This window comes from Streptomyces sp. SYSU D01066-1 (assembly GCF_054956795.1).
The window spans coordinates 130229-156506 of sequence record NZ_JBUDHV010000005.1 but is presented as its reverse complement, the minus strand read 5'-3'; the positions used below and the strand labels follow the sequence as shown (position 1 = coordinate 156506).

Here is a 26278-nt window from a genome sequence, read left to right as displayed (position 1 = left end):
GCGTGCGCGGTGAAAAGGGCCTGCCGCTGTAACTGACATGGAGGCACCATGGGGCGCTACGTCGTACGACGACTGCTCCAGATGATCCCGGTGTTCATCGGGACGACTCTGCTGATTTTCCTGATGGTCTACGCGCTGCCCGGCGACCCCGTGCGCGGACTCTTCGGAGACAAGAGCGCGAGCCCGGAGGTGCTGCAGGCCCTGCGGCACGAGTACGGGCTGGACAAGCCCATCATGGTCCAGTACCTGGACTACATGAAGGGCATCGTCCTTCACTTCGACTTCGGCAACCAGATCGCCAGCGGCCGGCCGGTCACCGAGATCCTCGGTGACGCCTTCCCCGTGACGCTGCGCCTGGCCGGCCTGGCCTTCGCCATCGAGGCCGCCCTCGGCATCATCCTCGGCCTGGTATCCGGCATGCGCGCCGGCAAGACGGCCGACACGCTGATCCTCATCCTGACCCTGCTGCTCATCTCGGTGCCGGTCTTCGTGCTCGGCCTGATCCTGCAGACGGTGGTCACCAACGCGGGCGGCGCCCCCTCGGTGAACGACGACACCGACATCGGGCAGATGCTGATGCCGGCCATCGTGCTGGCCAGCGCCTCACTGGCCTATGTGGCGCGGCTGACGCGGACCTCGGTCGCCGAGAACATGCGCTCCGACTACATGCGCACGGCCATCGCCAAGGGACTGCCCCGGCGCCGGGTCGTCGGCGTCCACCTGATGCGCAACTCGCTCATCCCGGTCGTCACCTTCCTCGGCACCGACCTCGGCGCCCTGATGGGCGGCGCGATCGTCACCGAGCGCATCTTCAACATCAAGGGCGTCGGCGGCACCATCGCGGAGGCCATCACCCGCCGCGAGGGAACGACGCTGGTCGGCCTGGTCACGGTCCTGGTCCTCGTCTACCTCGTCACCAGCCTCATCGTCGACCTGCTGTACGCGGTCCTGGACCCGAGGATCCGTTATGCCTGAGCTGACCAAGACCTCCGCGGAGAAGTCCGCGACGTCCGCCGCGCCGGACGGCCGGCGCCTGCCGGAGGCCGGCCAGGAGAAGGCCCGCAGCCTGTGGGGCGACGCCTGGCGCGACCTGCGCACCAACTGGATCTTCCTCGTCTCCTCGGCGCTGATCCTGCTGCTGCTCGTGATCGCGCTGTTCCCCGGTCTGTTCACCAGCGCCAGCCCGGACGCCAAGGACCTCGCGGCGCACTACCTCCAGAAGCCCGAGTACGGGCACATATTCGGCGCCGACTGGCTCGGGTACGACGCCCAGGGCCGCAGCGTGTACGCCCGTGCCATCTACGGCACCCGCGCCTCGCTGCTGGTCGGCGGCGGCACCACCCTGGCCGTCACGGTCTTCGGCGGTCTGGTGGGCATGCTGGCCGGCTACTTCGGCGGCTGGGTCGACGCGGTGCTCTCCCGCGTCACCGACATGTTCTTCGGCATCCCGTTCCTGCTCGGCACGATGGTGATGCTGAACTCGTTCACCGAGCGGTCCATCCCGATCGTCATCCTCGCGCTGACCTTCCTGGGCTGGACGCAGACCGCCCGCGTCATGCGCGGTTCGGTGATCACGGTCAAGTCGCAGGACTACGTGCAGGCCGCCAAGGCGCTGGGCGCGAGCACCTCGCGCATCCTCTTCCGGCACGTGCTGCCCAACGCGATCGCCCCGGTGATCGTCGTCGCCACCATCGCGCTCGGCGTCTACATCGGCGCCGAGGCCACGCTGTCGTACCTCGGTCTCGGCCTGGAGGGCGCCTCGTGGGGCAACGACATCTCCGACGGCCAGAACCAGATCCGGGTCGCGGCGTACATCATGCTCTACCCGTCGATCATGCTCAGCATCACGGTGCTGGCGTTCATCATGCTCGGTGAGGCCGTCCGCAACGCCCTCGACCCGAAGCAGCGCTGAGGGAGGCGTACGTGACCACCATCGACCAGACCGCTTCCGTACCGGGACCGGCCGACGGCGGCGCCGACGACGCGCCGCTGCTCGACGTGCGCGACCTGCACGTCGAGTTCCACACCCGGGACGGCGTCGTCCGCGCCGTCAACGGCGTCGACTACAGCGTGTCCGCGGGGGAGACCCTCGCCGTGCTCGGCGAGTCCGGCTCCGGCAAGTCCGTCACCGCGCAGGCCATCATGGGCATCCTGGACATGCCCCCGGCGAAGATCCCGCAGGGCGAGATCCGCTTCCGCGGCCAGGACATGCTGCGGATGGACGCCGAGGAGCGGCGCCGGCTGCGCGGCGCGAAGATCGCGATGATCTTCCAGGACGCGCTGTCGTCCCTCAATCCGGTCCTCTCCGTGGGCTACCAGCTCGGCGAGATGTTCCGGGTCCACCAGGGGATGAGCAAGAAGGAAGCCAAGGCCAAGGCCGTCGAGCTGATGGACCGGGTGAAGATCCCGGCCGCCGCGGCCCGCGTCGACGACTACCCGCACCAGTTCTCCGGCGGTATGCGCCAGCGCATCATGATCGCCATGGCGCTGGCCCTGGAGCCGGACCTGATCATCGCCGACGAGCCGACCACGGCCCTCGACGTGACGGTCCAGGCCCAGGTCATGGACCTGCTCGCCGAGTTGCAGCGCGAGTACCACATGGGGCTGATCCTGATCACCCACGACCTCGGCGTCGTCGCCGACGTGGCCGACAAGATCGCCGTGATGTACGCGGGCCGCATCGTGGAGCAGGCCCCGGTCCACGAGCTGTACAAGCGCCCCGCGCACCCCTACACCCGGGGGCTGCTGGACTCGATCCCGCGCCTGGACCAGAAGGGCCAGGAGCTGTACGCGATCAAGGGCCTGCCGCCCAACCTGCTCAGGACGCCGTCGGGCTGCGCGTTCAACCCGCGCTGCCCCAGGGCGCGGGACATCTGCCGCACCGACACCCCGGCCCTGTTCGAGGTGACGGAGCGGGACGGCTCCGCCCTGCCGGGCCGGCGCAGCGCCTGCCACTTCTGGAAGGAGACGATCCATGGCTGAGATCAAGAAGGACGAGGCCGTGGACGCCACGCCGAACGTCACGGACGTCGAGGTCGTCGACGCGGCCACCGAGGAGGCGTCGGTCGTCGCGCTGGACAAGCCGGTGGACCGGGGCGAGCCGATCCTCCAGGTCCGCAACCTCAAGAAGCACTTCCCGCTGACCCAGGGCGTCCTGTTCAAGCGGCAGGTCGGCGCGGTCAAGGCCGTCGACGGCGTCTCCTTCGACCTCTACCAGGGCGAGACCCTCGGCATCGTCGGCGAGTCCGGCTGCGGCAAGTCCACGGTCGCCAAGCTGCTGATGAACCTGGAGCGGGCCACCGCGGGCGAGGTGTTCTACAAGGGCCAGGACATCACCAAGCTGTCCGGGCGCGCGCTCAAGGCCGTCCGCCGCAACATCCAGATGGTGTTCCAGGACCCGTACACCTCGCTGAACCCGCGCATGACGGTCGGCGACATCATCGGCGAGACCTTCGACATCCACCCCGAGGTGGCTCCGAAGGGCGACCGGCGGCGCAAGGTGCAGGAACTCCTGGACGTCGTGGGCCTGAACCCGGAGTACATCAACCGCTATCCGCACCAGTTCTCCGGCGGTCAGCGCCAGCGCGTCGGCATCGCCCGCGGCCTCGCGCTCAACCCGGAGATCATCATCTGCGACGAGCCGGTGTCGGCGCTGGACGTGTCCGTCCAGGCCCAGGTCATCAATCTGATGGAGAAGCTCCAGGACGAGTTCGACCTCTCCTACATCTTCATCGCGCACGACCTGTCCATCGTCCGGCACATCTCGGACCGGGTCGGTGTCATGTACCTCGGCAAGATCGCGGAGATCGGCACCGACGTGCAGATCTACGACCACCCGACGCACCCGTACACCCAGGCGCTGCTCTCCGCGGTGCCCGTGCCCGACCCCGAGTCGCGCGACCACCGGGAGCGCATCATCCTCACCGGTGACGTGCCCTCGCCCGCCGACCCGCCGTCGGGCTGCTCCTTCCGCACCCGCTGCTGGAAGGCGCAGGACAAGTGCGCGCAGGAGGCCCCGCTGCTGGCCGTCCCCGAGCGGTTCAAGGGCGAGGACGTGCAGGCGGCGCACGAGTCGGCGTGCCACTTCGCCGAGGAGAAGGACGTCGTGCACGCGGCCTGATCCCGTTCTCCCCCCGGGTTCCCGGCACCTGCCCCAGGTGCCGGGAACCGGCGTTTCCGCGGGCCGCCGCGGGTCAGGCGCGGACTTCCGCCCGTCAGGCGCGGGCTTCCGCCCGTCAGCCGCCGACCGCCGCCCGTCAGGCGCGGGCGGCGGCCCAGTGGCACGCGACCCGGCTCGGCCCGCCCTCGCCCGTGAGGGACGGGTCCTCGCCGTGGCAGCGCTCCGCGACCCCCGCCCGCTCGGCCTCCCCGTCCGCGAGCACCGGGCACCGGACGCGGAACCGGCACCCGGAGGGAACCCGGGACGGGTCCGGCGGCTCACCGGACAGCACCACCGGATCCCCCGGGGTGTGGGGCAGCACCGACAACAGGGCCCGGGTGTACGGGTGCCGGGGTGCCGTCAGCACCTGCTCGACCCGGCCCGTCTCCACGATCCGGCCCAGGTACATCACCGCCACCCGGTCGGCGACGTTCCAGGCCAGCCCCAGATCGTGGGTGACGACCAGCGCGGCCAGCCCCAGCTCGGCGCGCAGACGCAGCAGCAGCGCCAGGATCTCACCGCGCACCGACGCGTCCAGCGAGGCCACCGGCTCGTCGGCGACCAGCAGTTCGGGCGCGAGGACCAGCGCGCCCGCGATCACCACCCGCTGGCGCTGGCCGCCGGAGAGTTCGTGCGGGTGGCGCGGCAGGAAGCGTTCCGGCGGTCGCAGCCCCGCCCGCGCCAGCGCCCCGGTGACGGCCTCCTCCTCGTCACCGGGGCACCCGTGCACGCGCAGCCCTTCGGCGACCGCCTCGTACACCGTGTGCCGGGGGTTGAGCGAGCCGCCGGGGTCCTGGAGCACCAACTGGACGCGCCTGCGGTGGGCCTTCAGAGCCCGTGCCCCGTACTCCAACGGCCGCCCGGCCCACTCGATCCGCCCCGAGGAGGGCCGGACCAGCCCGAGCAGGGCCCGGGCGAGGGTGGTCTTGCCGCAGCCCGACTCACCGACCAGCGCCACGATCTCACCGGCCCGCACGGTGAGGCCGACGCCGTCCACGGCCCGGGCCGGCGGGGCGCCGTGCCGTCCGGGGAAGGTGACGCGCAGGTCGCTCACGCCGAGCAGCGGGGGAGGAGGCGCGGTCGTCATGCGGTCCTTCCGGTGGGGCCGGCCGGGGTGCCACCGGGAGCGGCCCGGCCGGCGCCGGAGGGCGGCTTGCGGGGCGGGGCCGCCTGGTCCTGGTCGGTGGCCGGTGGTTGTCCGGGGGTGGTGGGGGTGCTGTCCGTGTCCGGTGTTCTGGTGGCGTGCCGGTCTCGGCCGGTGGCCGGTGGTTGTCCGGGGGTGGTGGTGGGGGTGCTGTCCGTGTCCGGTGTCCCGGTGGCGTGCCGGTCTCCGTCGGTGGTCGGTGGTTGTCCGTGGGCGGTGGTGCTGTCCCCGTCCGGTGTTCTGGTGCCGTGCCGGTCCCCGTCGGTGGCCGGCGGCTCCCCGTGGGCGGTGGTGGGGACGCTGCCCGTGTCCGGTGTCCCGGTCCCGTGCCGGTCTCCGCCGGTGGCCGGCGGCTGTCCGTGGGCGGTGGTGCTGTCCCCGTCCGGTGTCCCGGTCCCGTGCCGGCCCTCGCCGGTCCCCGGCGGGGCACCCCCGGTACCGGGCCGCCCGGCCCCGCCCGGTCCCGGCTCCGGTACGTGGACGCACGCGGCCCGCCGGTCCCCGGCCGCCTCCCGCAGGGCGACGTCGTGCGTGGCGCAGTCGTCCAGCGCGACCGGGCAGCGCGGACGGAAGGCGCAGCCGGCGGGCACGGCGGCCGGGTCGGGCGGGTCACCGGGCAGACCGCGGGGCGCAAACCGGGAGGCCGGGTCGCCGACGCGCGGGAACGCGGCCGACAGCGCCTCGGCGTACGGGTGCAGGGCCCCCTCGTGGACGGCCCCGGCGGGCCCCTCCTCGACCACCCGGCCCGCGTACATCACCGCCAGCCGGTCGCAGGTCTGCGCCAGTACGGACAGATCGTGACTGATCATGATCAGGCCCAGGCCGCGTTCGGTGACGGACCGCTCGATCAGCCGGAGGATCTGCGCCTGGACCATCACGTCCAGCGCGGTGGTGGGCTCGTCGGCGACGATCAGCCGGGGCGCGCAGGCCAGCGCCATGGCGATCATCACGCGCTGGCGCTGCCCGCCGGACAGCTCGTGCGGGTACGCCGTCGCCCGCGCCGCCGACAGGCCGACCTGTTCCAGCAGCTCACCGGCGCGGGCGCGGGCCGCCGCCCGGCCGGTCCGCTGGTGCAGCAGGACCGGCTCGGCGATCTGGTCGCCCACCCGGTGCACGGGGTTGAGGGAGTGCATCGCCCCCTGGAACACGATCGACGCCCCGGCCCAGCGCACCGCCCGTACCCGGCCCCACCGCATGGTCAGCACGTCCTCCCCGTCCAGCAGGACCCGCCCGCTCACCTCGGTCCCGGCCGGCAGCAGCCGCAGCAGCGCGAGCGCCAGCGTGGACTTGCCGCACCCCGACTCACCGGCGATGCCCAGCTTCCGCCCGGCCGGCACGGTGAGGTCGACGCCCCGCACCGCCTTCACCCCGCCCGGATAGGTCACCCGCAGGTCCCGCACCTCGAGAAGCGTCACCGCCCCACCCCCAGCCGGGGGTCGAGCACCGACTCCGCCGCCCGCCCGCACAGGGTGAACGCCAGCGCCACGGCGGCGACGGCGACCCCCGGCGGCACCAGGTACCACCAGTCCCCGGAGCTGACCGCCCCCGCCTCCCGCGCGTCCTGGAGCAGCCCGCCCCAGGACACCACCGTCGGGTCACCCAGCCCGAGGAAGGCGAGGGTGGCCTCGGCGAGGACGGAGGCGGAGACCATCAGGGTCGTCTGGGCCAGCACCAGCGGCATGACGTTGGGCAGCACGTGCCGGACCATGACGTGCCGGTGCCCGCCGCCGAGCGCCCTGGCCCGCTCGACGTACGGCCGGGCCTCCACCGCCAGCGTCTGGGCGCGCACCAGCCGGGCCGTGGTCGGCCACGAGGTGACGCCGATCGCCAGGATCACCGTACCCAGCGAGCGGGACATGACCGTCGCCAGCGCGATGGCCAGCACCAGGGCCGGCATCACCAGGAACCAGTCGGTGATCCGCATCACCACCGTCGCGTACGCCCCCCGGAAGTGGCCGGCGGTGATGCCGGCCACCGCGCCGATCGCCACCGACAGCACCGCCGCGAGCAGCCCCACCAGCAGGGAGACGCGCGTGCCCCAGACCAGCAGGCCGAGCAGGTCGCGGCCGAACCGGTCGGTGCCCAGCGGGAATTCCCCGCTCGGGCCCTGCAACGGCCGGCCCGGCGCCCCGGTCACGTCGGCCACGTCACCGCCCACGGTCAGCGGCGCGGTCAGCGCGGCCAGCGCCAGCAGCACCAGGGCGGCCAGGCCCGCCAGTCCGGCGCGGTGGGTGCGGTACTCCCGCCAGAACCGGGCCGCCGCCCGGCGCCGCCGCCGCCACGCCAGCGCCCGGGGTCCGGCGGGCGCCGCGGGCGCCGGGGAGGCGGGCGGCGCGGTCATCGCCCCACCCGTGGGTCGAGCAGCGGATAGAGCAGGTCGGCCACCGTGTTCAGGATGATCACCGCCGAGGCGAAGAAGAGGAACAGCCCCTGCACCAGGGGCAGGTCGGGCACGCTGAGCGCCTGGTAGAAGAGGCCGCCCAGGCCGGGCCAGGAGAAGACGGTCTCCACCAGCACCACCCCGGCGACCGTCCGGCCGAGGTTGACGAAGACCAGGGTGACGGTGGGCAGCAGGGCGTTGGGCACGGCGTGCCGGCGGCGTACCAGGTCGTCCCGCAGGCCCTTGGCCCGCGCGGTGGTCAGGTAGTCGCTGCCCCTCTCGTCGAGCAGTGCCGACCGTGTCACCAGCAGCGTCTGCCCGTACTCGACGGCGACCAGGGTGGCCACCGGCAGCACCAGGTGGTGGGCGACGTCGAGGACGTGCCCGAGGCCCCGCTCCCCGCCCGACTCCATGCCCCCGGTCGGGAAGAGGCCGGGGACCGGGCCGGCGCCGACGCCGAGGGCGATGATGAGCAGCAGGCCCAGCCAGAACGACGGCAGGGAGTACAGGGTCAGCGCCAGCCCCGTGTGCAGCCGGTCGGCGAGGCGTCCGTGCCGCCAGGCCGACCGGGTGCCGAGGAGGATCCCCAGCGCGGTGGAGAGGACGAAGGCCGTGCCGGTCAGCAGCAGGGTGGGTCCCAGCGCCTCGGCGATCTTCCCGGTGACCGGCGTACGGAACTGGTAGGAGGTCCCCAGGTCCCCGGTGAGGGCCTTGCCGCAGTAGTCCGTGAACTGCTCCCACAGCGGCAGGTCGAGGCCGAACTCCTCGCGGTAGCTGGCCAGTTGTTCGGCGGAGACCGGACGGCCGCCGGTCATGGTCCTCACCGGGTCGCCGGGGACGAGCCGGAACAGGAAGAAACCGGTGACGAGGACGGCGAGGAGCGAGACGGCCGCGCCGCCGAGCTTGCCCAGGCCGTAGCGGACGTAGGCGGCGCGGTGGCGGCCGGTGGCGGCGGGCGCCGGTGCCGTCCGGGACACGGAGTCCGTGGTCATCGGCGCCCACCCCGCGCCGGACGGGTCGGGTCGGGGGCCACCGGCTACTCGCGGTCGTCGGCGGTCGAGCGGCGCCGCAGGGCGAACAGGACACCGGCCCCGGCGAGTACGACGGCCCCCGCGGCGATCCCGACGACGACCCCGGTGGAGTCGCCGCCGCCCTCCGTGTCGTCCCCGGTTTCGGCCGGCACCGCCGACCACCAGCTCCAGTAGCCGTCCTGGCCGTAGATGTTGCCGCCGTCCTCGGGCATCGTCCTCAGCGAGGCCACCTGGTCGGTGCGGTAGGCCTCCAGGGCGTTCGGGTACGCCATGACGTTCATGTAGCCGAGGTCGTACAGCCGGGACTGGAGCTGCCTGACCAGCTGCGCGCGCTTGCCGGGGTCGTACTCGGCGAGCTGGCGGGCGTACAGGTCGTCGTAGCGGCGGTCGCAGATGAAGTTGTCGGTGGCGCCGGTGTCGTGCTCGGTGGCGGGCAGCGCGTCGCAGGTGTGGATGGAGAGGACGAAGTCGGGGTCGGGGCTGACCGACCAGCCGTCGATGGCGAGGTCGTAGGTGCCGGCCAGCCACGGGTCGGACACGTTGTCCAGGCACCGCAGCTCCACGCCGATGCCGAGGGCGCCCCACCACTCGGTGAGGTACTGCCCGACCGCCTTGTCGTTGGGGTCGGTGGCGTGGCACAGCAGGCGGTAGCTGAGGGGCTCGCCGTCCTTGCCGGTCCGCTCGCCGTCGGCGTTCCTGCGGTAGCCGGCCCGGTCGAGGAGGCGGGCCGCCCGTTCGGGGTCGTGGGCGAGTTCCTGCTCGGCGGAGGGTTTCCAGAAGTACGTGCCGAAGCGGGGCGGGATGTAGCCGGCGCCCTCGACGGCGCGGCCCTGGAAGACCCGGTCGACGAGGGTCTCGCGGTCCACGGCGAGGAAGAGGGCCCGGCGCACCCGCGGGTCGCGCAGCGAGGGGTCGCCGTCGCCGAAGCGGGTGCCGTCCTTGGCGCGGGCGCCCGGGTTGGTGGCGAGGGCGTAGAAGCGGCGGCCCGGCGCGTCGTTGACCTCGATGTCCTCCTGGCCCTCCAGGGCGTCGGCCTGGGCGGGCGTCAGGTTGCTGACGAACGACACCTCGCCCTTGCGCAGCGCGGCGACGGCCGCGTCACCGTCCTTGTAGTACTTGAAGACCAGCTCGTCGAACCGGGGCGCCCCGCGCCAGAAGCCGGGGTTCGCCCTCAGCCGTACGTAGCTGTCGGCCCGGTAGCCGGTGAGGACGTACGGGCCGCTGCCGACGACCGGGAACGCCTTGTCGTTGGTGAACTTCCCGAGGTCGCCGACCTTCTCCCACACGTGCCTGGGCACGATCGGCACGTCCAGCGCGACCATGGTGGCCTGCGGCTTCTCCAGCTCGACGACGAGCGTGGTGGGGTCCGGCGCCGACACCTTCTTGAAGTTGCCGACGTAGCTGCCGTTGGCGGTGCCCGCCTTCTCGTCGGTCATCATCGTCCGGAACGTCCAGGCGGCGTCCTCGGCGGTGATCCTCCGTCCGTCCGACCAGGTGGCGTCGGAGCGGATGGTGTAGGTCCAGGTGAGCTTGTCGGCGGACGGCGTCCACTTCGTCGCCAGCCCCGGCACGGTGTGGCCGTCGCCGGCGTCGTAGCCGGTCAGGTACTCGTACATCAGCCGCAGGACGCTGGTGCTGACCAGGCGGGTGGCCAGGAACGGGTTGAGCGAGTCGACGCTCTGCGCGACGGCCACCGTCAGCACCCGCTGGCCGTCGTCGGCCGCCGCGGCCCGCCGCTCCGCCGGGTCGAGCGGGGTGGTGAGGCCGGCCGTGAGGAGCAGGGCCGCGGCCCCGGCGCCGGCCGCCCGCCGCAGCGCGCGGAGCCAGAACGGCCCGGAACGCCGTGACCGCGGGCGGGTGCGCCCCGAGCCGTGCTGTTCTTCCGTGCTCATGGTGGTGACCTCGCGTCGTCGTCCGGACGGGTCGGCAGTGGCGCCACCTGCGTGAGGAGAGTGTCTATCAGTGTCGTATGCACGCGTCAACGGGCCCCGAGAACCCGTGTGGCCAGCGGAAACACAGATGCCGCTGTTCCGTCGCGCGTCAGTGGTCCAGACCTTTGACGCCTTGCTGGTACGGGACCGGCGGCGCGTCCCGGCCGCCGTGTCCCCCGGACGGATGGGATGAACAGGGCATAGCGAATTTATGGGGTGATAGTTGGTTGAACCGATTTCCGCGTCTGGAGACGGGCGCGTGGCGCACACGAGGAGGCACCCATGCGCGGAGCGAGCTACGCCACCCGGGCCGCGTGCGCGGCGGTGATAGCCCTCGGGACGACGGCCTGCGGGGGCGGCGGGGGCGGGGGCGCCGACGCGGTGCTCAGCTCCTCCTGGGGCGACCCGCCGAACCCCCTGGAGCCGGCCAACACCAACGAGGTGCAGGGCGGCAAGGTCCTCGACATGATCTTCCGGGGCCTGAAGCGGTACGACCCGCGGACCGGCGAGGCCCAGGACATGCTCGCCGAGAGGATCGAGACGGCCGACTCGCGGCACTTCACCGTCACCGTCAAGGACGGCTGGACGTTCAGCAACGGCGAGAAGGTCACCGCCCGGTCGTTCGTCGACGCCTGGAACTACGGGGCGTCCCTGAGGAACAACCAGCGCAACGCCTACTTCTTCAGCTACATCGAGGGCTACGACCGGGTCCACCCGCAGGACGGCGGCGAGCAGAGCGCAGACACCCTGTCCGGGCTGGAGGTCACCGGCGAGCGCACCTTCACCGTCGCGCTCGGCCAGAAGTTCTCCGCCTTCCCCGACACCCTCGGCTACCCCGCCTACGCCCCGCTGCCCCGCGCCTTCTTCGACGACCACGCCGGCTGGCTAAAGAAGCCGGTCGGCAACGGCCCGTACCGGGTGGAGAGCTACACCCGGGGCTCGCAGATGTCCCTGCGCGCGTGGGACGGCTACCCCGGCGACGACAAGGCGGCCAACGGCGGCGTCGACCTCAAGGTCTACACCGACAACAACACCGCCTACACCGACCTGATGGCCGGCAACCTCGACCTGGTCGACGACATCCCCGCCGCCCAGCTGAAGAACGTCAGGAGCGACCTGGGCGACCGGTACATCAACGCCCCCGCCGGCATCATCCAGACCCTCGCCTTCCCGTACTACGACGAGGACTGGAACAAGAGCGGCTCACAGAAGGTCCGCAAGGGCCTGTCCATGGCGATCGACCGCGACCGGATCACCGAGACGATCTTCCACGGCACCCGCACCCCGGCCACCGACTGGACCTCGCCCGTGCTCGGCGCGGACGGCGGCTACCACGAGGGGCTGTGCGGTGAGGCGTGCCGCTACAGGCCGGACGAGGCCAGGAAGCTGATCGAGGAGGGCGGGGGGCTGCCCGGCGGACAGATGAAGATCACGTACAACTCGGACACCGGCTCCCACAAGCAGTGGGTCGACGCGGTCTGCAACTCCGTCAACAACGTCCTCGGCGACGACAAGGCGTGCGTCGGCAACCCGGTCGGCACCTTCGCGGACTTCCGCGACCAGATCACCGGCAAGAAGATGAGCGGCCCCTTCCGGGCGGGCTGGCAGATGGACTACCCGCTCATCCAGAACTTCCTCCAGCCGCTCTACCACACCGACGGCTCCTCCAACGACGGCAAGTGGTCCGACGACGAGTTCGACTCCCTCATCGACAAGGCCAACGGCGAGACCGACACCGCCACCGCCATCAAGGACTTCCAGCGGGCCGAGGAGGTCGTCCGGGACTCCATGGCCGCCATCCCGCTCTGGTACCAGAACGGCAGCGCCGGCTACTCCGACCGGCTCTCCGGCGTGCGGCTCAACCCGTTCAGCGTCCCGGTGTACGACGAGATCAAGGTGGGCTGATCCGCCGTGGGCCGCTATGTGATCCGACGGCTGCTCCAGATGGTCCCGGTCTTCGTCGGGGCCACCCTGCTGATCTTCCTGATGGTCAACGTCATGGGCGACCCGGTCGCCGGGCTGTGCGGCGACCGGGAGTGCGACCCGGCGACCGCCGCCCGGCTCAGGAGGGAGTTCGGCCTCGACGAGCCGGTCTGGCAGCAGTACGCGACCTACCTGGGCAACGTCTTCACCGGCGACTTCGGCACCGCCTTCAACGGCCGGCCGGTCACCGAGCTGATGGGCACCGCCTTCCCGGTCACCGTCCGGCTGACGGTCATCGCCGTCGTCTTCGAGGTCGTCATCGGCGTCACCCTGGGCGTGCTCACCGGTCTGCGCCGGGGCCGCCCCGCCGACACGGCGGTCCTCCTCGTCACCCTCGTCGTCATCTCCGTCCCCACCTTCGTCACCGGCCTGCTCCTCCAGCTCCTGCTCGGTGTGAAGTGGGGGTGGACCGCCCCGTCCGTCTCCTCCGAGGCCCGCGTCGACGAGCTGATCCTGCCCGGCCTGGTGCTCGCCTCGGTCTCACTGGCGTACGTCACCCGCCTCACCCGCACCTCCATCGCGGAGAACCGGCGCTCCGACTACGTCCGCACGGCCGTCGCCAAGGGGCTGCCGCGCCGCCGGGTGATCACCCGGCACCTGCTGCGCAACTCCCTCGTCCCGGTCGTCACCTTCATCGGCACCGACGTGGGCGCCCTGATGGGAGGGGCGATCGTGACGGAGCGGATCTTCAACATCCACGGCGTCGGCTACCAGCTCTACCAGGGCATCCTGCGCCAGAGCACCCAGACCGTCGTCGGCTTCGTCACCGTCCTGGTGCTGGTCTTCCTCGTCGCCAACCTCCTCGTCGACCTCCTGTACGCCGTACTCGACCCGAGGATCCGCTATGCCTGAACAGGAACCCCACGAGTCCGAACGCGTCCTCGCCGGCACCGGTGCGGGCGGGCCGGCGGACCTGGGCGCGAGCGAGGCCGTGACCCTGGAGGAGCGGCCCCGCGGACCGCGGGACACCGGTCCGCGGGAGCCGGCCCCGCCGGCCGCCGACGGGCGGGCCCGCAGCCTGTGGTCCGACGCCTGGCACGACCTGCGCCGCAGTCCCGTCTTCCTCCTCTCCGCCCTGGTGATCTGCTTCCTCGTCGTCGTCTCCGTCCGGCCGTCCCTCATCGCCTCCGGCAACCCGCTCCACTGCGACCTGGCCAGGGCCCAGGAGGGCCCGCGGCCCGGTCACCCGTTCGGCTTCAACGGCCAGGGCTGCGACGTCTACACCCGCACCGTCCACGGCGCCCGTACGTCCGTCCTGGTGGGCGTCCTGTCCACGCTCGGCGTCGCCGTCCTCGGCAGCGTGCTGGGCGGGCTCGCCGGTTTCTTCGGCGGGGTCTGGGACGCGGTCCTCTCCCGGATCACGGACGTCTTCTTCGCGATCCCGGTCGTCCTCGGCGGCCTGGTCCTGCTCTCCGTCATCACCAGCAACACCGTCTGGCCGGTCATCGGCTTCATCGTGCTGCTCGGCTGGCCGCAGGTCTCCCGGATCGCCCGCGGCGCGGTCATCACCGCCAAGCAGAACGACTACGTGCAGGCCGCCCGCGCCCTCGGCGCGAACAACTCCCGGCTGCTGCTCCGCCACATCGCGCCCAACGCCGTCGCCCCCGTCATCGTCGTCGCCACCATCGCGCTGGGCACCTACGTCTCCCTGGAGGCGACCCTGTCCTTCCTCGGAGTCGGCCTGAAGCCGCCCAGCGTCTCCTGGGGCATCGACATCTCCGCCGCCGCCCCCTACGTGCGCAACGCCCCGCACGCGCTGCTCTGGCCCTCCGGGGCCCTCGCGATCACCGTCCTGGCGTTCATCATGCTCGGCGACGCGGTGCGCGACGCCCTCGACCCCAAGCTGAGGTGAGCCGCCGCCATGCTGCTCGAAGTGCGCGATCTGCGCGTGGAGTTCCGCACCCGGGACGGTGTCGCCCGGGCCGTCAACGGCGTCAGCTACGGCGTGGACGCCGGCCGCACCCTCGCCGTGCTCGGCGAGTCCGGCTCCGGCAAGTCCGTCACCGCCCAGACCGTCATGGGCATCCTCGACGTCCCGCCCGGCCGGATCACCGGCGGCCAGGTCCTCTTCGAGGGACGCGACCTGCTGACCCTGAAGGAGGAGGAGCGCCGCAAGGTGCGCGGCGCCGGGATGGCGATGATCTTCCAGGACGCGCTGTCGTCCCTGAACCCGGTGCTGACGGTCGGCGACCAGCTCGCCGAGATGTTCACCGTGCACCGGGGGACGTCCCGCAAGGACGCCCGCGCCAGGGCCGTCGAGCTGATGGACCGCGTCCGCATCCCCGCCGCGGCGGAACGCGTACGGCAGTACCCGCACCAGTTCTCCGGCGGCATGCGCCAGCGCGTCATGATCGCCATGGCGATGGCCCTGGAGCCCAGGCTCATCATCGCCGACGAGCCGACCACCGCCCTCGACGTCACCGTCCAGGCCCAGGTCATGGACCTGCTCGCGGACCTCCGGCGCGAGTACGGCATGGGCCTGGTCCTCATCACCCACGACCTCGGCGTGGTCGCGGACGTCGCCGACGAGATCGCCGTGATGTACGCGGGCCGGATCGTGGAGAGGGCACCCGTCCACGAGATCTACCGGGCCCCCGCCCACCCCTACACCCGCGGCCTGCTGGAATCCGTCCCCCGCCTCGACCGGAAGGGCCGGGAGCTGTACGCCATCAAGGGCCTGCCGCCCAGCCTCACCGCCGTCCCGCCCGGCTGCGCCTTCCACCCGCGCTGCCCGATGGCCCAGGACGTCTGCCGCACCGACGTCCCCCCGCTCCACGAGGTGAGCGGCGCCCGGGGCAGCGCCTGCCACTTCTGGAGGGAGTGCCTCGATGGCCTCGGCGGCTGAACCGATCCTCGAAGTGACGGGGCTGGTCAAGCACTACCCGCTCACCGGCGGCATCCTCCTCAGGAGACGGACCGGCGCGGTCAGGGCCGTCGACGGCGTCGACTTCCGCCTCGCCGCCGGGGAGACCCTCGGCATCGTCGGGGAGTCCGGCTGCGGCAAGTCCACGGTCGCCAGGCTGCTGGTCGGCCTGGAGCGGCCGACGGCCGGGTCGATCCGCTACAGGGGCGAGGACATCACCCGCCTGACCGGCCGCGCCCTGCGCGCCGTACGCCGCAACATCCAGATGGTCTTCCAGGACCCCTACACCTCCCTCAACCCCCGCATGACGGTCGGCGACATCATCGGGGAGGCGTACGACATCCATCCCGAGGCCGCGCCCAGGGGCGACCGGCGGCGCAGGGTGCGGCACCTGCTGGACGTCGTCGGCCTCAACCCGGAGCACATCAACCGCTACCCCCACCAGTTCTCGGGCGGCCAGCGCCAGCGCATCGGCATCGCGCGGGGCCTCGCCCTGCGCCCGGAGATCATCGTCGCGGACGAGCCGGTCTCGGCGCTGGACGTCTCGGTCCAGGCCCAGGTCATCAATCTGATGGGCCGGCTGCGGGACGAGTTCGGCCTCTCCTACCTCTTCATCGCCCACGACCTCTCCGTCGTCCGGCACATCTCCGACCGGGTCGCCGTGATGTACCTGGGCCGGATCGTGGAGACGGGACGGGACGCCGAGATCTACGACCACCCCACCCACCCCTACACCCAGGCGCTGCTGTCCGCCGTGCCGGTGCCCGACCCCGAGGCCCGCGAACACCGCGAGCGGATCATCCTCGCCGGTGACGTGCCGTCCCCGGCCGGCATCCCCTCCGGCTGCCGCTTCCGCACCCGCTGCTTCAAGGCGCAAGAGCGCTGCGCGCTGGAGGTGCCGAAGCTGGCGGTCCCGGCGGGGTTGCGGGAAACCGGCGGGCCCGCGGCGCACGACTCGGCGTGCCACTTCGCGGAGGAGAGGGTGGTCGTGCCGCCGGGGACATAAGCGTGCGAAGCGGGAGGAACGTCCTTAACACACAGGCAACTTCACGGAATCCGTAGCGATATACGGACGCGGGAAGCTCTTCGGCGTACGGCCGTGCGGGTGCCGTGAACGGGCCGGGGTGCGCCATGTCGCCCCGGCCCGTTGCCGTGCCTCAGCCCCCGATCCCCAGGGAGCGCTTCAGGAAGTCCACCTGGAGCAGCAGCAGGTTCTCGGCGACCGACTCCTGCGGGGTCATGTGGGTGACGCCGGACAGCGGCAGCACCTCGTGCGGGCGGCCGGCCGCCAGCAGGGCCGAGGACAGCCGCAGGGAGTGGGCGACCACCACGTTGTCGTCCGCCAGCCCGTGGATGATCATCATCGGGCGGTGCGGCCCGGCCGCGTCGACCAGGCCCGCGTCGTCGATCAGCGAGTTGCGCCGGTAGACCTCCGGCCGTTCGTTCGGGTCCCCGAGGTAGCGCTCCTGGTAGTGGGTGTCGTAGAGGCGCAGGTCGGTGACCGGGGCGCCGACCACCGCCGCGTGGAAGACGTCCGGGCGGCGCAGGGCCGCGAGGGCGGCGAGGTAGCCGCCGAAGGACCAGCCGCGGATGGCGACCCGGCCGAGGTCGAGCGGGAAGTCGGCGGCGAGGGCGTGCAGCGTGTCGACCTGGTCCTGGAGGACGACCGCGGCGAGGTCGTCCTTGACGGCCTTCTCCCAGGCGGGCGAGTGCCCCGGGGTGCCGCGTCCGTCGGCGACCACCACCGCGAAGCCCTGGTCCGCGAACCACTGGGAGGTGAGGTGGGCGTTGTGGGCGGCCACCACCCGCTGACCGTGCGGACCACCGTAGGGGTCGAGGAGGACGGGGAGGGAGGTGTCACCGTGGTAGTCCGTTGGCATAAGCACGGCGCACGGTACGCGGCGTGCGCCCCCCAGAGTGAGCGTCACGCGCGGGAACAGACCGGGATCTTCGGCATAAGAGGTGACAGTGACCGTCGGTTTTCCGCCCCGGAGGACCTGCGCCCGGCTCCCCGGCCGGTCGAGGGTCGCGGAGACCAGGACGGCCGTGTCCCCGGCGCGCACGGCCGAGTGCACGCCGGGGACGGCGGAGACGCGCTCCACGCCCAGCTCGTTCACCCGGTAGACGTGCACCTCGCCGGTCTCCGGCTCGGCCGCCTCGGCCCCGGCCGACGCCGAGACCAGCACGTCCTCGTCGGACACGTCCAGCACGGCCCGCACGTGCAGCTGGGCTCCCGTCAGCGGGCGTTCCCCCACCACCAGGACCCGGGCGCCGCCCTCGTCGGCGATCCGGACCAGCTGTCCGGACGGGCTCCAGCAGGGCACCCCGGGGAAAAGTTCCAGCCAAATTCGATCTTCATCGGCGTGCACCATGCGGGTCTTCCCCGACTCCGGGTCCACGGCCAGACAGAGCTGACTGCGCTGGTCGCGCGCTTGTACGAGCAGCAGCGGGGCACCCGCCGCTGACCAGTGCACTCGCGCCAGATACGGGTAGCGCCGACGGTCCCAGCCGACCTCCGCGCGGGTACCGTCGAGGCCGATCGCGAAGAGCCGGACCTCCGCGTTGGGGGTGCCGGCCGCCGGGTACGGGACGTGGTGTGGGTCACGGTCCGGGTGGGCCGGATCGGAGATCCACCACCGCTGTACCGGCGTGTCGTCCACGCGCGCGACCAGCAGCCGGTCCGAGTCCGGACCCCACCAGAAACCCCTGGCCCGGCCCATCTCCTCGGCCGCGACGAACTCCGCCAGACCGTAGGAGACGCCCTTTGCCTCCGGCTCGGCCAGCGCCCGGTCGTCGCCGCCCTCGGCGCCGGTGACCCGCAGGGCGCCGCGGGCGACATAGGCGACGTGCCGCCCGTCGGGGGAGGGGCGGGGGTCGACCACCGGTGCGGCGACGGGCAGTTCACGTGCCGTACCGGCCCGCAGCTCGGCCGTGAAAAGCCGCCCTGACAAGGCAAAAGAGGCCAACTCGACGGCGGCGTCGGTAGCGTAGCCGACGATGCCGGAGCCGCCCTCGCGGCTGCGTTCGCGGCGGGCGCGCTCCTCGGGCGGGAGGTGCTCCTCGGCGCCGCCCAGCAGGACGCGCGGGTCGGCCGCCAGGCGCTCCTCGCCGCTCGCGGGGTCGAGCACCCACAGCGCGTTCACCCGGTCCGTGCCGGACGCGGAGCGGAGGAACGCGACACGCGAACCGTCGGGCGCCACGGTGAACGAACGCGGCGCGCCGAGGGTGAACCGCTGGGTGCGGGCGTGCCGTTTGGGGAAGGAGACAGGCTCGGTCGTCATGCCCTGACCATATTGGCCATGCGCCCCCTTGTGCGGCTGTGCGCCACCCGATGCGCGCGTACGGATAGTTATGATCACTAGCGCACAGTGGGTATCAACCTGCTGCCCACTGTGCGGATTTACCTGCCCCATGGTTCCGTGCCGACGTCCCGACTGTTCGATCCCCCCATGTCCCTGGGTTCTTTGGAGGTGAGCCGCCGTGGCACTCTCGATTTCGGCGGTGGTGCTGCTGGCGATCATCGTCTTCCTGCTGATCAGGAAGTCCGGACTGAAGGCGGGGCATGCGGTTGTCTGCATGCTCTTGGGTTTCTACCTCGCCTCCTCCACGATCGCCCCCACGATCAGCGAACTGACCTCGAACATCGCCGGCATGATCGGCAGTATCAGCTTCTGACCCCGTCCCCGTCCCTCACCACGACCGACCGGTACGTCACCGCGTCCCCGTCCCCGGAACGCACGAGCGCGCCGGAGACGGGGAAGGCCGGGTGCGCCGGACGGCCTGCTGGAAACCCTGCCGCGCGGTGCGTCCGGAGCCCTGCTCCTGCGGCTCGTCCTGCGCGGCGCCGTACAGGTGCGGCGGTGCGGTGCCCGCGTGCGCGACAGTGACGGCCCCACGTGGGCGCCGATCATAGCCTTCGCCGACCCGTACGGGTGCCGTATCGGCGACGAAGGCGGCATGGCCCCCTCCCGGCCGGTTTCTGAGTAGGTGAAGTCGGCGTCCCGGCAGCGGTGGGGAGCCGGCGCGACGGACTCGTGGTCCAGCAGGTCCGGTGGCCGGACGGCGCCGCTGACACCGGGTTCCCGCATGAGGCGTACGACGGTGCACCGCGCCACCGGGCGGCCCTGCCGGTGCGGCTCACGCCAGACCTTCTCCTGGTGCCGTGGACGCGGAAGTCGGTCTCGTGGTCCTCGGCGCGCTTCTTCGCCGCGCGGTAGGCGAAGGGCGGTCGTGCGGTCCTGCCCGATGAGCACTTGGCGGAACGGCCCGACACCGCCGAAGCCGTCCCGGTGCTCGTCGATGAACGCTGCGAGCGTGTGTGAGACCGGTCGAGCCCGGCCACGAGGGAAGACGCCGCAGCCTTCAGGATGCCGTTGGCGCGCGACAGTTCGGTGTCCTCCTCCCTCCGCGCCCGCATCGCCGTGGTTTCCTCCGGCGTCGCGCCCGGCCGCTGCCCGGAGCCGATCTCGTTCCGCTTGACCGCCGAGGACCTCGGCGACCCCGCGGGACGCTCGTCCGCGCGGCTCAGGGAGAGAGGAGGGGCTTGTCATGCCTCGAACCTTTCACGGAACCGAGTCTCCGCCGACCCCGGAACGGTTCGAAGAGACGCTTGCACGGCTCAAGCCCGCGCCAGTGAACCGCTTTGGACGGCCGCCCGTTGCCAGGGACGGTGCGCTGAGCACGCCGAAGCAGCCGGACGACTGCCACCAGGGACCGATGAAGGAGCTGTGAATGCAGTCAGTACCACTCGAAGAAGACCAGAGAAGGGCAAACGAGGCGCGTTCGTATTACGGTGACGGCGGCCCGGGAGCGGGAGAGAGGGGGGTGAGGCCGGCGCAACGGGGGAACGCAGAGGGACGGGAACGGGGTTTCCGCGTGTATCTGCAGAACGTCATGAGGGACGAACGTGGGGTGGGGCCGCTGACGGCGATCGCGTTGCGAGACGTGGGCGGCTTCCGGGTGGAGATGGGAAATGATGGCAAATGGTTGGTCAAATCCGGTCTTGCCGAAGCGCAAAACACCCAGAGCCACCACAATCGTCCAGTAGCCGCGCCTGCGGCTGATCCGCGCATCGCTGCCATGGGAACCGAGCAGCCCCCCCGCGGGCTCCCTTCCGTCGGGCAGATGATCGCAGACGCGCCGCGCGCCGCGGCAGCCCAGCAGGCCCGGTTCGCCGCGCTGGGACAGGGGCAGCAGGGCCAGCAGCCTGCGGCTGATCCGCGCGTCGCTGCCATGGGAACCGAGCAGCGCGGGCTCCCTTCCGTCGAGCAGATGATCGCAGACGCGCCGAATGCCGCGGCAGCCCAGCGCGCCCGGTTCGCCGCGCTGGGGCAGGGGTCGCAGGACCAGGGCGGCACCAGGCAAGGCAACTCCTCGGCAACGACCCCAGGCACATCCGCTGGCTTCGGTCAGCAGCAAGGGAGGGGAACAGGCCCCAGGCGATAGCGAGACCTTCCCCCGAGTGGTGGGCGCCTCCGATCCCGACCCTGGCAGGGGCCGGGTGAGGGGCGATTCACATAGTGACGAAGGTCTGCTCGCCCCAGTTCGATGCGGACGCGGTCGCGCTGTACCAGTTGGACACGAGCCCTGCCTTCGAGGGCGGCGGTAGGGACCCGGGGGCCAGCCGGAAGACGCTGCGCAACTGGATGCGGGCCGAGCGGAGGTGGCCGCCGCGACCCGGGGCATCCGGCCGGGCCCGTGTTCCGCGGCGATCACGGAACGCGGCACACCTCCCGTGAGTCCGCTGATGTCTGCGCCGGCCCATGACCGAGCCGGTCCGCTTCCCGCCGGCCGGCGCGCTCGTCCTCCCGGGCTTCGGCGCGGCCGTCGCCGTGACGGCTCAGTCGCGAAGCCCGGCCACGAAGGCGCCCCACGCCCGCAGCGCGAGGGCGAGGCGGGGGCCGGTGGCGGGGCGGTGCTTGGAGTCGCGTACGTGGACGGTGTGGGGGGCGGTGGCTATCTCGACGCAGGAGTCCGTCTCGGCGCCGCTGCTGTAGCTGCTCTTGAACCACGCGAGGTCGGATGCGGTGGTGCGGGTCATGTCTCCCCCAGCAGGTCTTCGATGAAGGCGGCCGACTCACGCGGCGTGAGAGCCTGCCCGCGGATGATTCCAAAGCGCAGCTCAAGGATACGGAGCTGTTTGGGCTCGCAGACGGGGCGGCCGTGGCTGAACCCTGGCGAGCGGCCCACCGATGTGCCGTCCTCGAACTTCATGACCTCGATGCCGCCGTCCACCCCGGCGTGCTCTTCGCGGTCCATCGGCATGACCTGGATCTCCACGGTAGGCAACCGTCCGACCTCCAGGAGGTGTTCGAGTTGCCCGCGCAGCACCTCCTTGCCGCCGAGCGGCCGCCGAAGGGCCCACTCGTCCTGCACGAAGCTGAAGTCGGGTGCGGGGTCCCGCTCGAAGACCGACTTCCGGGCCATGCGCGCCGCCACTCCTCGCTCCATCTCCTCCGCCGCGTACATCGGCCGCCGCATGCGGAACAGTGCACGCGCGTACCCCGGCGTCTGAAGGAGGCCGTGGACGTGGAGGGGGTCGTAGAGCAGAAGCTCGACCGCCTTCTCCTCCCGCTTGGCCAAGTCCCTTACGTTCTTCGGGTACCGCACCTTGGCCACGTCCTGCCGCATCGCGGCGACCAGTCCGCCCGCGTCCAGTACCCGGTCCGCCTTCTCCAGATAGCCGGGCCGGGGGATCCGCTTCCCGCCCTCCACCTTGTAGACCAGGTCCTCCCCGTACCCCATCTCCGCCGCGAAGTCGCACGCCCGCATCCCCGCCGCCTCGCGCCGCAGCTTCAACTGGCGTCCGACCGTCGCGATGACGGCCATGCCCCACTCGTCGTCCGGGTCGACCGCCCAGCTCGCCTCGTCGTCCTCCGACATCCACCCCTCCGGTCACCGTCCGTGTCGGATCTGTCACGCATCAAGGTAGAGGGAGAAGCCCGCGCCGCGTCCCGGCCTGTGGAAAACCCCTCGTAGGGTGGAGCCCATGACGGAACTGCCCTCCCGGCGTCTGCTGCTGGTGCACGCCCACCCGGACGACGAGTCGATCAACAACGGCGCCACCATGGCCAAGTACGCGGCCGAGGGCGCCCACGTGACCTTGGTGACCTGCACGCTCGGGGAGCGGGGCGAGGTCATCCCGCCCGAGCTGGCGCACCTGAGCGGGGCCGCCCTCGGGCAGCACCGGCTCGGTGAGCTGCGGGCCGCGATGGGCGCGCTCGGCGTGACGGACGTCCGGCTGCTCGGCGGACCGGGCCGGTACGCGGACTCCGGGATGATGGGGCTGCCCGACAACGACGACCCCGGCTGCTTCTGGCAGGCGGACGTCGACGAGGCCGCCGCGCTGTTGGTCGAGGTCGTCCGGGAGGTACGCCCGCAGGTCCTCGTCACCTACGACCCGGACGGCGGCTACGGGCACCCCGACCACATCCAGGCCCACCGCGTCGCCATGCGCGCCGCCGAACTGGCCGCCGAGGCCGGCTGCGGCATCGCCAGGATCTACTGGAACCGCGTCCCGCGCCCGGCCGCCGAGGCCGCCTTCGCGCGGCTCGGTGAGGAACTGCCCGGCCTCCCCTTCGACCGGGCCGCCGCCGTCGACGACGTACCGGGCGTCGTCGGGGAGGAGCGGATCGGCGCCGAGATCGTCGCCGACGGCACCCCGTACGCCGCCGCCAAGGCCGCGGCCATGCGGGCGCACGCCACACAGATCGAGGTCGCCGGACCGTACTTCGCCCTCTCCAACGCGCTGGCCCAGCCGCTGTTCACCACCGAGTACTACGAGCTGGTGGGCGCCACCGTGCCGGACGGGCGCGCGAGCGACCTGTTCGCGGGGACCGAGGAGGCGTCGTGAGCGACCGGAACGCGGCGACCGGGCAGGTCTCCCCGCTCGCCCAGCCGCTGCGCCCGCCGTCCCTCGGGACCGCCGCCCTCCACCTGGGGCTCCTCGTGCTCGGCGCGCTGACCGGGATGGCCGGGGCGCTGGTGCAGCCCGCGTGGTTCCCGGGCGGGCTGCTGCTCGCCCTCGCCGCCGAGGCCGGGCTCTGCGTGGGCGCCGCCCGTGCCGTGGGCCGCCGGGGCGGGGCCGTCGCGCCCGCCGCCGGCTGGGCGGTCGCGGTCATGTTCCTCACCGCCAGCAGACCGGAGGGCGACTTCGTCTTCGCCGCGGGAAGCGGCTCGTACCTCTTCCTGCTCGGGGGCATCGCCGTGGCTGTGATCTGCGCCACCCTCGCCCCCGTGCGGCAACCGGACGGCGGCGCCGTCCGACTTGGCAAGTGACGTACTACTTCGCCGCCGCGCGCGGGTGCGGGTCCGGTGTGGGTTTCCCCGGTGGTCTCGGGATGCGCGTGAACAGCGGCCAGTATGGTGGTGCGCGCCGCCGAGCCGCCCGCTGTGAAGGCGCGCCGGGCGGCGGAGCCAACCGGGAGAACCTGCCTTGAGTCGTGAAACTGACACTCCGTCCTCCGGACCCCACGGGCGCGGCTCGGCCGCGTACCCGTCGGGCACGCCGCCCTACGGGACGCCGACGGGGCCCGACGCCGGCGCGGACACGGGACGTCCGGCCGCGCGGCCGGACGAGCGCAAGACCGAGACGACGCTGACCACCCGGGTCCGGATCAACATCCCCGGGTCGCGGCCGATCCCGCCCGTGGTGATGCGCAAGCCGGTCAGTGGCGCCGAGGACGGCACGGGCGAGCCGGAGGCCGAGGCTCCGGCACCGGACGCCCCCACGCGGACCGTCGAGGCCCCCGTCGAGCCCGCCCGGCCCGGCGGGTCCTCCGGACCGGTGGGGCCCGGCGGTCCCGTAGGGGCCGCCGGGTCCGGCGGGTCCGGTGCGCAGAAGCCGACCAGTGACTGGTTCGCGCCCCGCAAGTCCCCGGCGGCCAAGGGCGGCCAGGGCGGCGGCGCCACCAAGGGAGCGGGTCTGCCCGGTGGTCCGGGCGCGGGCGCCGCTGCCGCGGGCACCGGGGCGGCGGGTGCCGGTGGCGGACGGCCCGGTGGCGTGGCCGGTTCCACGAGCGCGCCGGGCGGCTCCCGCTCGTCCGCCACGGGCGGCGCCGGGGCGACCGGCGGGCCCGTCGCGCCCGGACACGGCGGCGGTACCGGTTCCTTCGACGTGACCGAGGCGCTGGCCATCGGTCCCCTGGGCGACGGTTCCCGGCCGGGCGCCGGACCGGAGCCGCGCCGCGACGACCTGCCGTTCTTCTCCGAGCCCGGTTCCGGTGACCGGACGTCCGGCGGCTTCGACGCGCCGGGCGGCCCCGCGGGCCCGACGGGCGGCCCGGTGACCGGCGACGGACTCCTGACGCCGCCGACGGACACGGCCGGACCGGGCGGGCGGAGCGGTCCGGGCGGACCGGACGGTTTCGGCGGCCCCGGCACCCACGCCGGCCCGGGCTCCCACGCCGGCCCCGGTACCCCCGCCGGCCCCGGCACCCCCGGCGTACCGGGCGGCGGCTCCCGGCCGACGGGCGTCGGCGGCATCATGGGCGGTCTGGGCGTGACGGCCGGCCCGCACGCCCACGCGGCCCCGGACACCGGCACCGCCCCCGACACCGCCCCCGCCGCCCCCCGCACCCCCGGCGCCGGACTGAGTGACGACACGGCGGTCCTCACCCCGCAGACGCCGGTCCCCGGACCCCCGGGCGGCGCCCCCTTCGGCGACCGGGACAACGTCTCCGGCAACACCGTCACCAGCGGCATCCCGGTCGTGCCCGGCGACAGCTCCGTACCGTTCCAGGGCGGTGCCCCCGCCGGCGGACCGTCGGCGCGGACGTCCCCGGCGCGTTTGGAGCCCGCCGCGGCACCGGCCGCCGCCAAGCCCGCGCCGGCCAAGAGGAAGGGCCGCGGGAAGCTCCCCCTGCTCGTCGGCGCCGTGATCGTCGTCGGCGGTCTCGTCTACGGCGCCGGGCTGCTGATGAACCACTCCGACGTCCCCAAGGGCACCACCGTGCTCGGCGTCGACATCGGCGGCAGCACCCGGGACGACGCCGTCGAGAAGCTCGACGCCACCTTCGAGAAGCGGGTGGACAAGGAGCTGAAGCTCACCGTCGACGGTGAGTCCGTCGCGCTCAAGCCGGGCCAGGCGGGGCTCCAGTTCGACACGCAGGCCACGGTCGACATCGCCGCCCGGAGCGACTACAACCCGGTCTCCGTGATCGCCGCGCTCTTCGGCAACCACCGGGTCGTCGACCCCGTGATGCCGGTCGACGAGGAGAAGCTGCACGCCGCCCTGGAAGAGGCGGCCGGCGGCTCCGGCTCCATGACCGAGGGCACGATCGAGTTCAAGTCCGGCAAGGCCGTGGCCGTGTACCCGAAGGCGGGTCAGGGCATCGACGCGGACAAGTCGGCCGACGCCGTCACACAGGCGTACCGCACCCAGGTCGAGACCGGCTCCTCCGCCACCGTGGAGGTCCCCACCACCGCCAGGCAGCCCGAGGTCACCAAGGCCGAGGTCGACCGGGAGATGAAGGAGTTCGCCGAACCGGCCATGTCGGCCAACGTGGTCGTGCAGACCGACGCGGCGCACACCATCGAGATGAGCCCGCAGAACTCGCTGTGGAAGTTCCTCCGGGTCACGGCCGTCAACGGCAAGCTGGTCGACAAGCCCGACCTGGACGCGCTCGAGGAGCTCTACGGCCAGACCTTCGATGGCGTCCTGATCACCCGCGCCAACGGCGAGAAGACCGCGGTCACCCCCGAGGACGTCTACGGCGCCCTGCGCCAGGCCCTGCTGAGCGAGACCGACCGGGTCGCGGTCATCGACACCGACCCGAGCTGACCCGTCC

21 protein-coding genes and 1 pseudogene are annotated in these 26278 nt (G+C 72.5%); 14 read left to right on the top strand and 8 right to left on the bottom strand.

Features of this window, described 5'->3' with window-relative positions:
- Window positions 1-48 precede the first annotated feature (48 nt).
- Genes ACY1JF_RS07435 through ACY1JF_RS07420 form a run of 4 tightly spaced genes read left to right on the top strand, consistent with a single transcriptional unit; the run spans window position 49 to window position 4120 of the window.
- On the top strand, window positions 49-975 hold the full coding sequence (locus ACY1JF_RS07435) for an ABC transporter permease (RefSeq protein ID WP_462704184.1): 927 nt from the start codon (window positions 49-51) through the stop codon (window positions 973-975).
- Window positions 968-1912, top strand: a complete 945-nt coding sequence (locus ACY1JF_RS07430; protein WP_462704183.1) for an ABC transporter permease — start codon at window positions 968-970, stop codon at window positions 1910-1912. The genes ACY1JF_RS07435 and ACY1JF_RS07430 overlap by 8 nt, the downstream gene beginning before the upstream one ends.
- An 11-nt stretch (window positions 1913-1923) precedes the next feature.
- On the top strand, window positions 1924-2982 hold the full coding sequence (locus ACY1JF_RS07425) for an ABC transporter ATP-binding protein (RefSeq protein WP_462704182.1): 1059 nt from the start codon (window positions 1924-1926) through the stop codon (window positions 2980-2982).
- On the top strand, window positions 2975-4120 hold the full coding sequence (locus ACY1JF_RS07420; RefSeq protein ID WP_462704181.1) for an ABC transporter ATP-binding protein: 1146 nt from the start codon (window positions 2975-2977) through the stop codon (window positions 4118-4120). Before ACY1JF_RS07425 ends, ACY1JF_RS07420 begins: the two co-directional genes overlap by 8 nt.
- A gap of 136 nt (window positions 4121-4256) precedes the next feature.
- Here the strand turns inward: ACY1JF_RS07420 and ACY1JF_RS07415 are convergent, their stop codons facing one another.
- From ACY1JF_RS07415 to ACY1JF_RS07395, 5 genes and pseudogenes are all read right to left on the bottom strand, one after another.
- Window positions 4257-5246 carry an ABC transporter ATP-binding protein gene (locus ACY1JF_RS07415; RefSeq protein WP_462704180.1) on the bottom strand — a complete coding sequence of 330 codons (990 nt, stop codon included), beginning with the start codon at window positions 5244-5246 and terminating at the stop codon, window positions 4257-4259.
- A gap of 485 nt (window positions 5247-5731) precedes the next feature.
- Window positions 5732-6718 (bottom strand): annotated as a pseudogene (locus ACY1JF_RS07410) (ABC transporter ATP-binding protein); the annotation flags it as partial.
- Window positions 6715-7644 (bottom strand): ABC transporter permease, encoded by a 930-nt coding sequence (locus ACY1JF_RS07405; RefSeq protein WP_462704179.1) that lies wholly within the window; start codon window positions 7642-7644, stop codon window positions 6715-6717. The pseudogene ACY1JF_RS07410 and the gene ACY1JF_RS07405, both read right to left, overlap by 4 nt.
- Window positions 7641-8675: an ABC transporter permease gene (locus ACY1JF_RS07400; RefSeq protein ID WP_462704178.1), complete on the bottom strand. Its 1035-nt coding sequence runs from the start codon at window positions 8673-8675 to the stop codon at window positions 7641-7643. The genes ACY1JF_RS07405 and ACY1JF_RS07400 overlap by 4 nt, the downstream gene beginning before the upstream one ends.
- 44 nt (window positions 8676-8719) lie before the next feature.
- Window positions 8720-10606 (bottom strand): ABC transporter substrate-binding protein, encoded by a 1887-nt coding sequence (locus ACY1JF_RS07395; RefSeq protein ID WP_462704177.1) that lies wholly within the window; start codon window positions 10604-10606, stop codon window positions 8720-8722.
- Window positions 10607-10927: 321 nt separating this feature from the next.
- Here ACY1JF_RS07395 and ACY1JF_RS07390 point away from each other — a divergent pair, with 321 nt between their 5' ends.
- Genes ACY1JF_RS07390 through ACY1JF_RS07370 form a run of 5 tightly spaced genes read left to right on the top strand, consistent with a single transcriptional unit; the run spans window position 10928 to window position 16497 of the window.
- Window positions 10928-12550, top strand: coding sequence for a peptide ABC transporter substrate-binding protein (locus ACY1JF_RS07390; protein ID WP_462704176.1), 1623 nt, complete (start codon window positions 10928-10930; stop codon window positions 12548-12550).
- A gap of 6 nt (window positions 12551-12556) precedes the next feature.
- Window positions 12557-13480, top strand: a complete 924-nt coding sequence (locus tag ACY1JF_RS07385) for an ABC transporter permease (RefSeq protein WP_462704175.1) — start codon at window positions 12557-12559, stop codon at window positions 13478-13480.
- Window positions 13473-14480, top strand: coding sequence for an ABC transporter permease (locus ACY1JF_RS07380; protein ID WP_462704174.1), 1008 nt, complete (start codon window positions 13473-13475; stop codon window positions 14478-14480). The genes ACY1JF_RS07385 and ACY1JF_RS07380 overlap by 8 nt, the downstream gene beginning before the upstream one ends.
- 9 nt (window positions 14481-14489) lie before the next feature.
- The gene (locus ACY1JF_RS07375) at window positions 14490-15473 is read left to right on the top strand and encodes an ABC transporter ATP-binding protein (RefSeq protein ID WP_462704173.1); all 984 of its coding nucleotides are present in this window, start codon (window positions 14490-14492) and stop codon (window positions 15471-15473) included.
- Window positions 15457-16497 carry an ABC transporter ATP-binding protein gene (locus tag ACY1JF_RS07370; RefSeq protein ID WP_462704172.1) on the top strand — a complete coding sequence of 347 codons (1041 nt, stop codon included), beginning with the start codon at window positions 15457-15459 and terminating at the stop codon, window positions 16495-16497. The genes ACY1JF_RS07375 and ACY1JF_RS07370 overlap by 17 nt, the downstream gene beginning before the upstream one ends.
- Window positions 16498-16648: 151 nt before the next feature.
- On the opposite strand, the gene ACY1JF_RS07365 is transcribed toward ACY1JF_RS07370, so the two are convergent.
- Window positions 16649-18772 carry a S9 family peptidase gene (locus tag ACY1JF_RS07365; protein WP_462704171.1) on the bottom strand — a complete coding sequence of 708 codons (2124 nt, stop codon included), beginning with the start codon at window positions 18770-18772 and terminating at the stop codon, window positions 16649-16651.
- Window positions 18773-18971: 199 nt separating this feature from the next.
- On the opposite strand from ACY1JF_RS07365, the gene ACY1JF_RS07360 reads away from it, so the two are divergent.
- Both ACY1JF_RS07360 and ACY1JF_RS07355 read left to right on the top strand, forming a co-directional pair.
- Window positions 18972-19166: a hypothetical protein gene (locus ACY1JF_RS07360; RefSeq protein ID WP_189415312.1), complete on the top strand. Its 195-nt coding sequence runs from the start codon at window positions 18972-18974 to the stop codon at window positions 19164-19166.
- A 1200-nt stretch (window positions 19167-20366) separates the two neighbouring features.
- Entirely contained in the window at window positions 20367-20936 is a 570-nt protein-coding gene (locus ACY1JF_RS07355) for a hypothetical protein (protein WP_462704170.1), read from the top strand.
- Between the two features lie 394 nt (window positions 20937-21330).
- On the opposite strand, the gene ACY1JF_RS07350 is transcribed toward ACY1JF_RS07355, so the two are convergent.
- Both ACY1JF_RS07350 and ACY1JF_RS07345 read right to left on the bottom strand, forming a co-directional pair.
- Window positions 21331-21531, bottom strand: coding sequence for a DUF397 domain-containing protein (locus tag ACY1JF_RS07350; RefSeq protein WP_462704169.1), 201 nt, complete (start codon window positions 21529-21531; stop codon window positions 21331-21333).
- Window positions 21528-22373, bottom strand: coding sequence for a helix-turn-helix domain-containing protein (locus tag ACY1JF_RS07345; protein WP_462704168.1), 846 nt, complete (start codon window positions 22371-22373; stop codon window positions 21528-21530). The genes ACY1JF_RS07350 and ACY1JF_RS07345 overlap by 4 nt, the downstream gene beginning before the upstream one ends.
- A 106-nt stretch (window positions 22374-22479) precedes the next feature.
- On the opposite strand from ACY1JF_RS07345, the gene mshB reads away from it, so the two are divergent.
- The 3 genes from mshB (at window position 22480) to ACY1JF_RS07330 (ending at window position 26271) form a co-directional block, all read left to right on the top strand.
- The gene (gene mshB, locus ACY1JF_RS07340) at window positions 22480-23343 is read left to right on the top strand and encodes an N-acetyl-1-D-myo-inositol-2-amino-2-deoxy-alpha-D-glucopyranoside deacetylase (RefSeq protein ID WP_462704167.1); all 864 of its coding nucleotides are present in this window, start codon (window positions 22480-22482) and stop codon (window positions 23341-23343) included.
- Window positions 23340-23768 carry a DUF6113 family protein gene (locus ACY1JF_RS07335; RefSeq protein ID WP_462704166.1) on the top strand — a complete coding sequence of 143 codons (429 nt, stop codon included), beginning with the start codon at window positions 23340-23342 and terminating at the stop codon, window positions 23766-23768. Before mshB ends, ACY1JF_RS07335 begins: the two co-directional genes overlap by 4 nt.
- Window positions 23769-23925: 157 nt before the next feature.
- Window positions 23926-26271, top strand: a complete 2346-nt coding sequence (locus ACY1JF_RS07330) for a hypothetical protein (protein WP_462704165.1) — start codon at window positions 23926-23928, stop codon at window positions 26269-26271.
- Window positions 26272-26278: the final 7 nt, after the last annotated feature.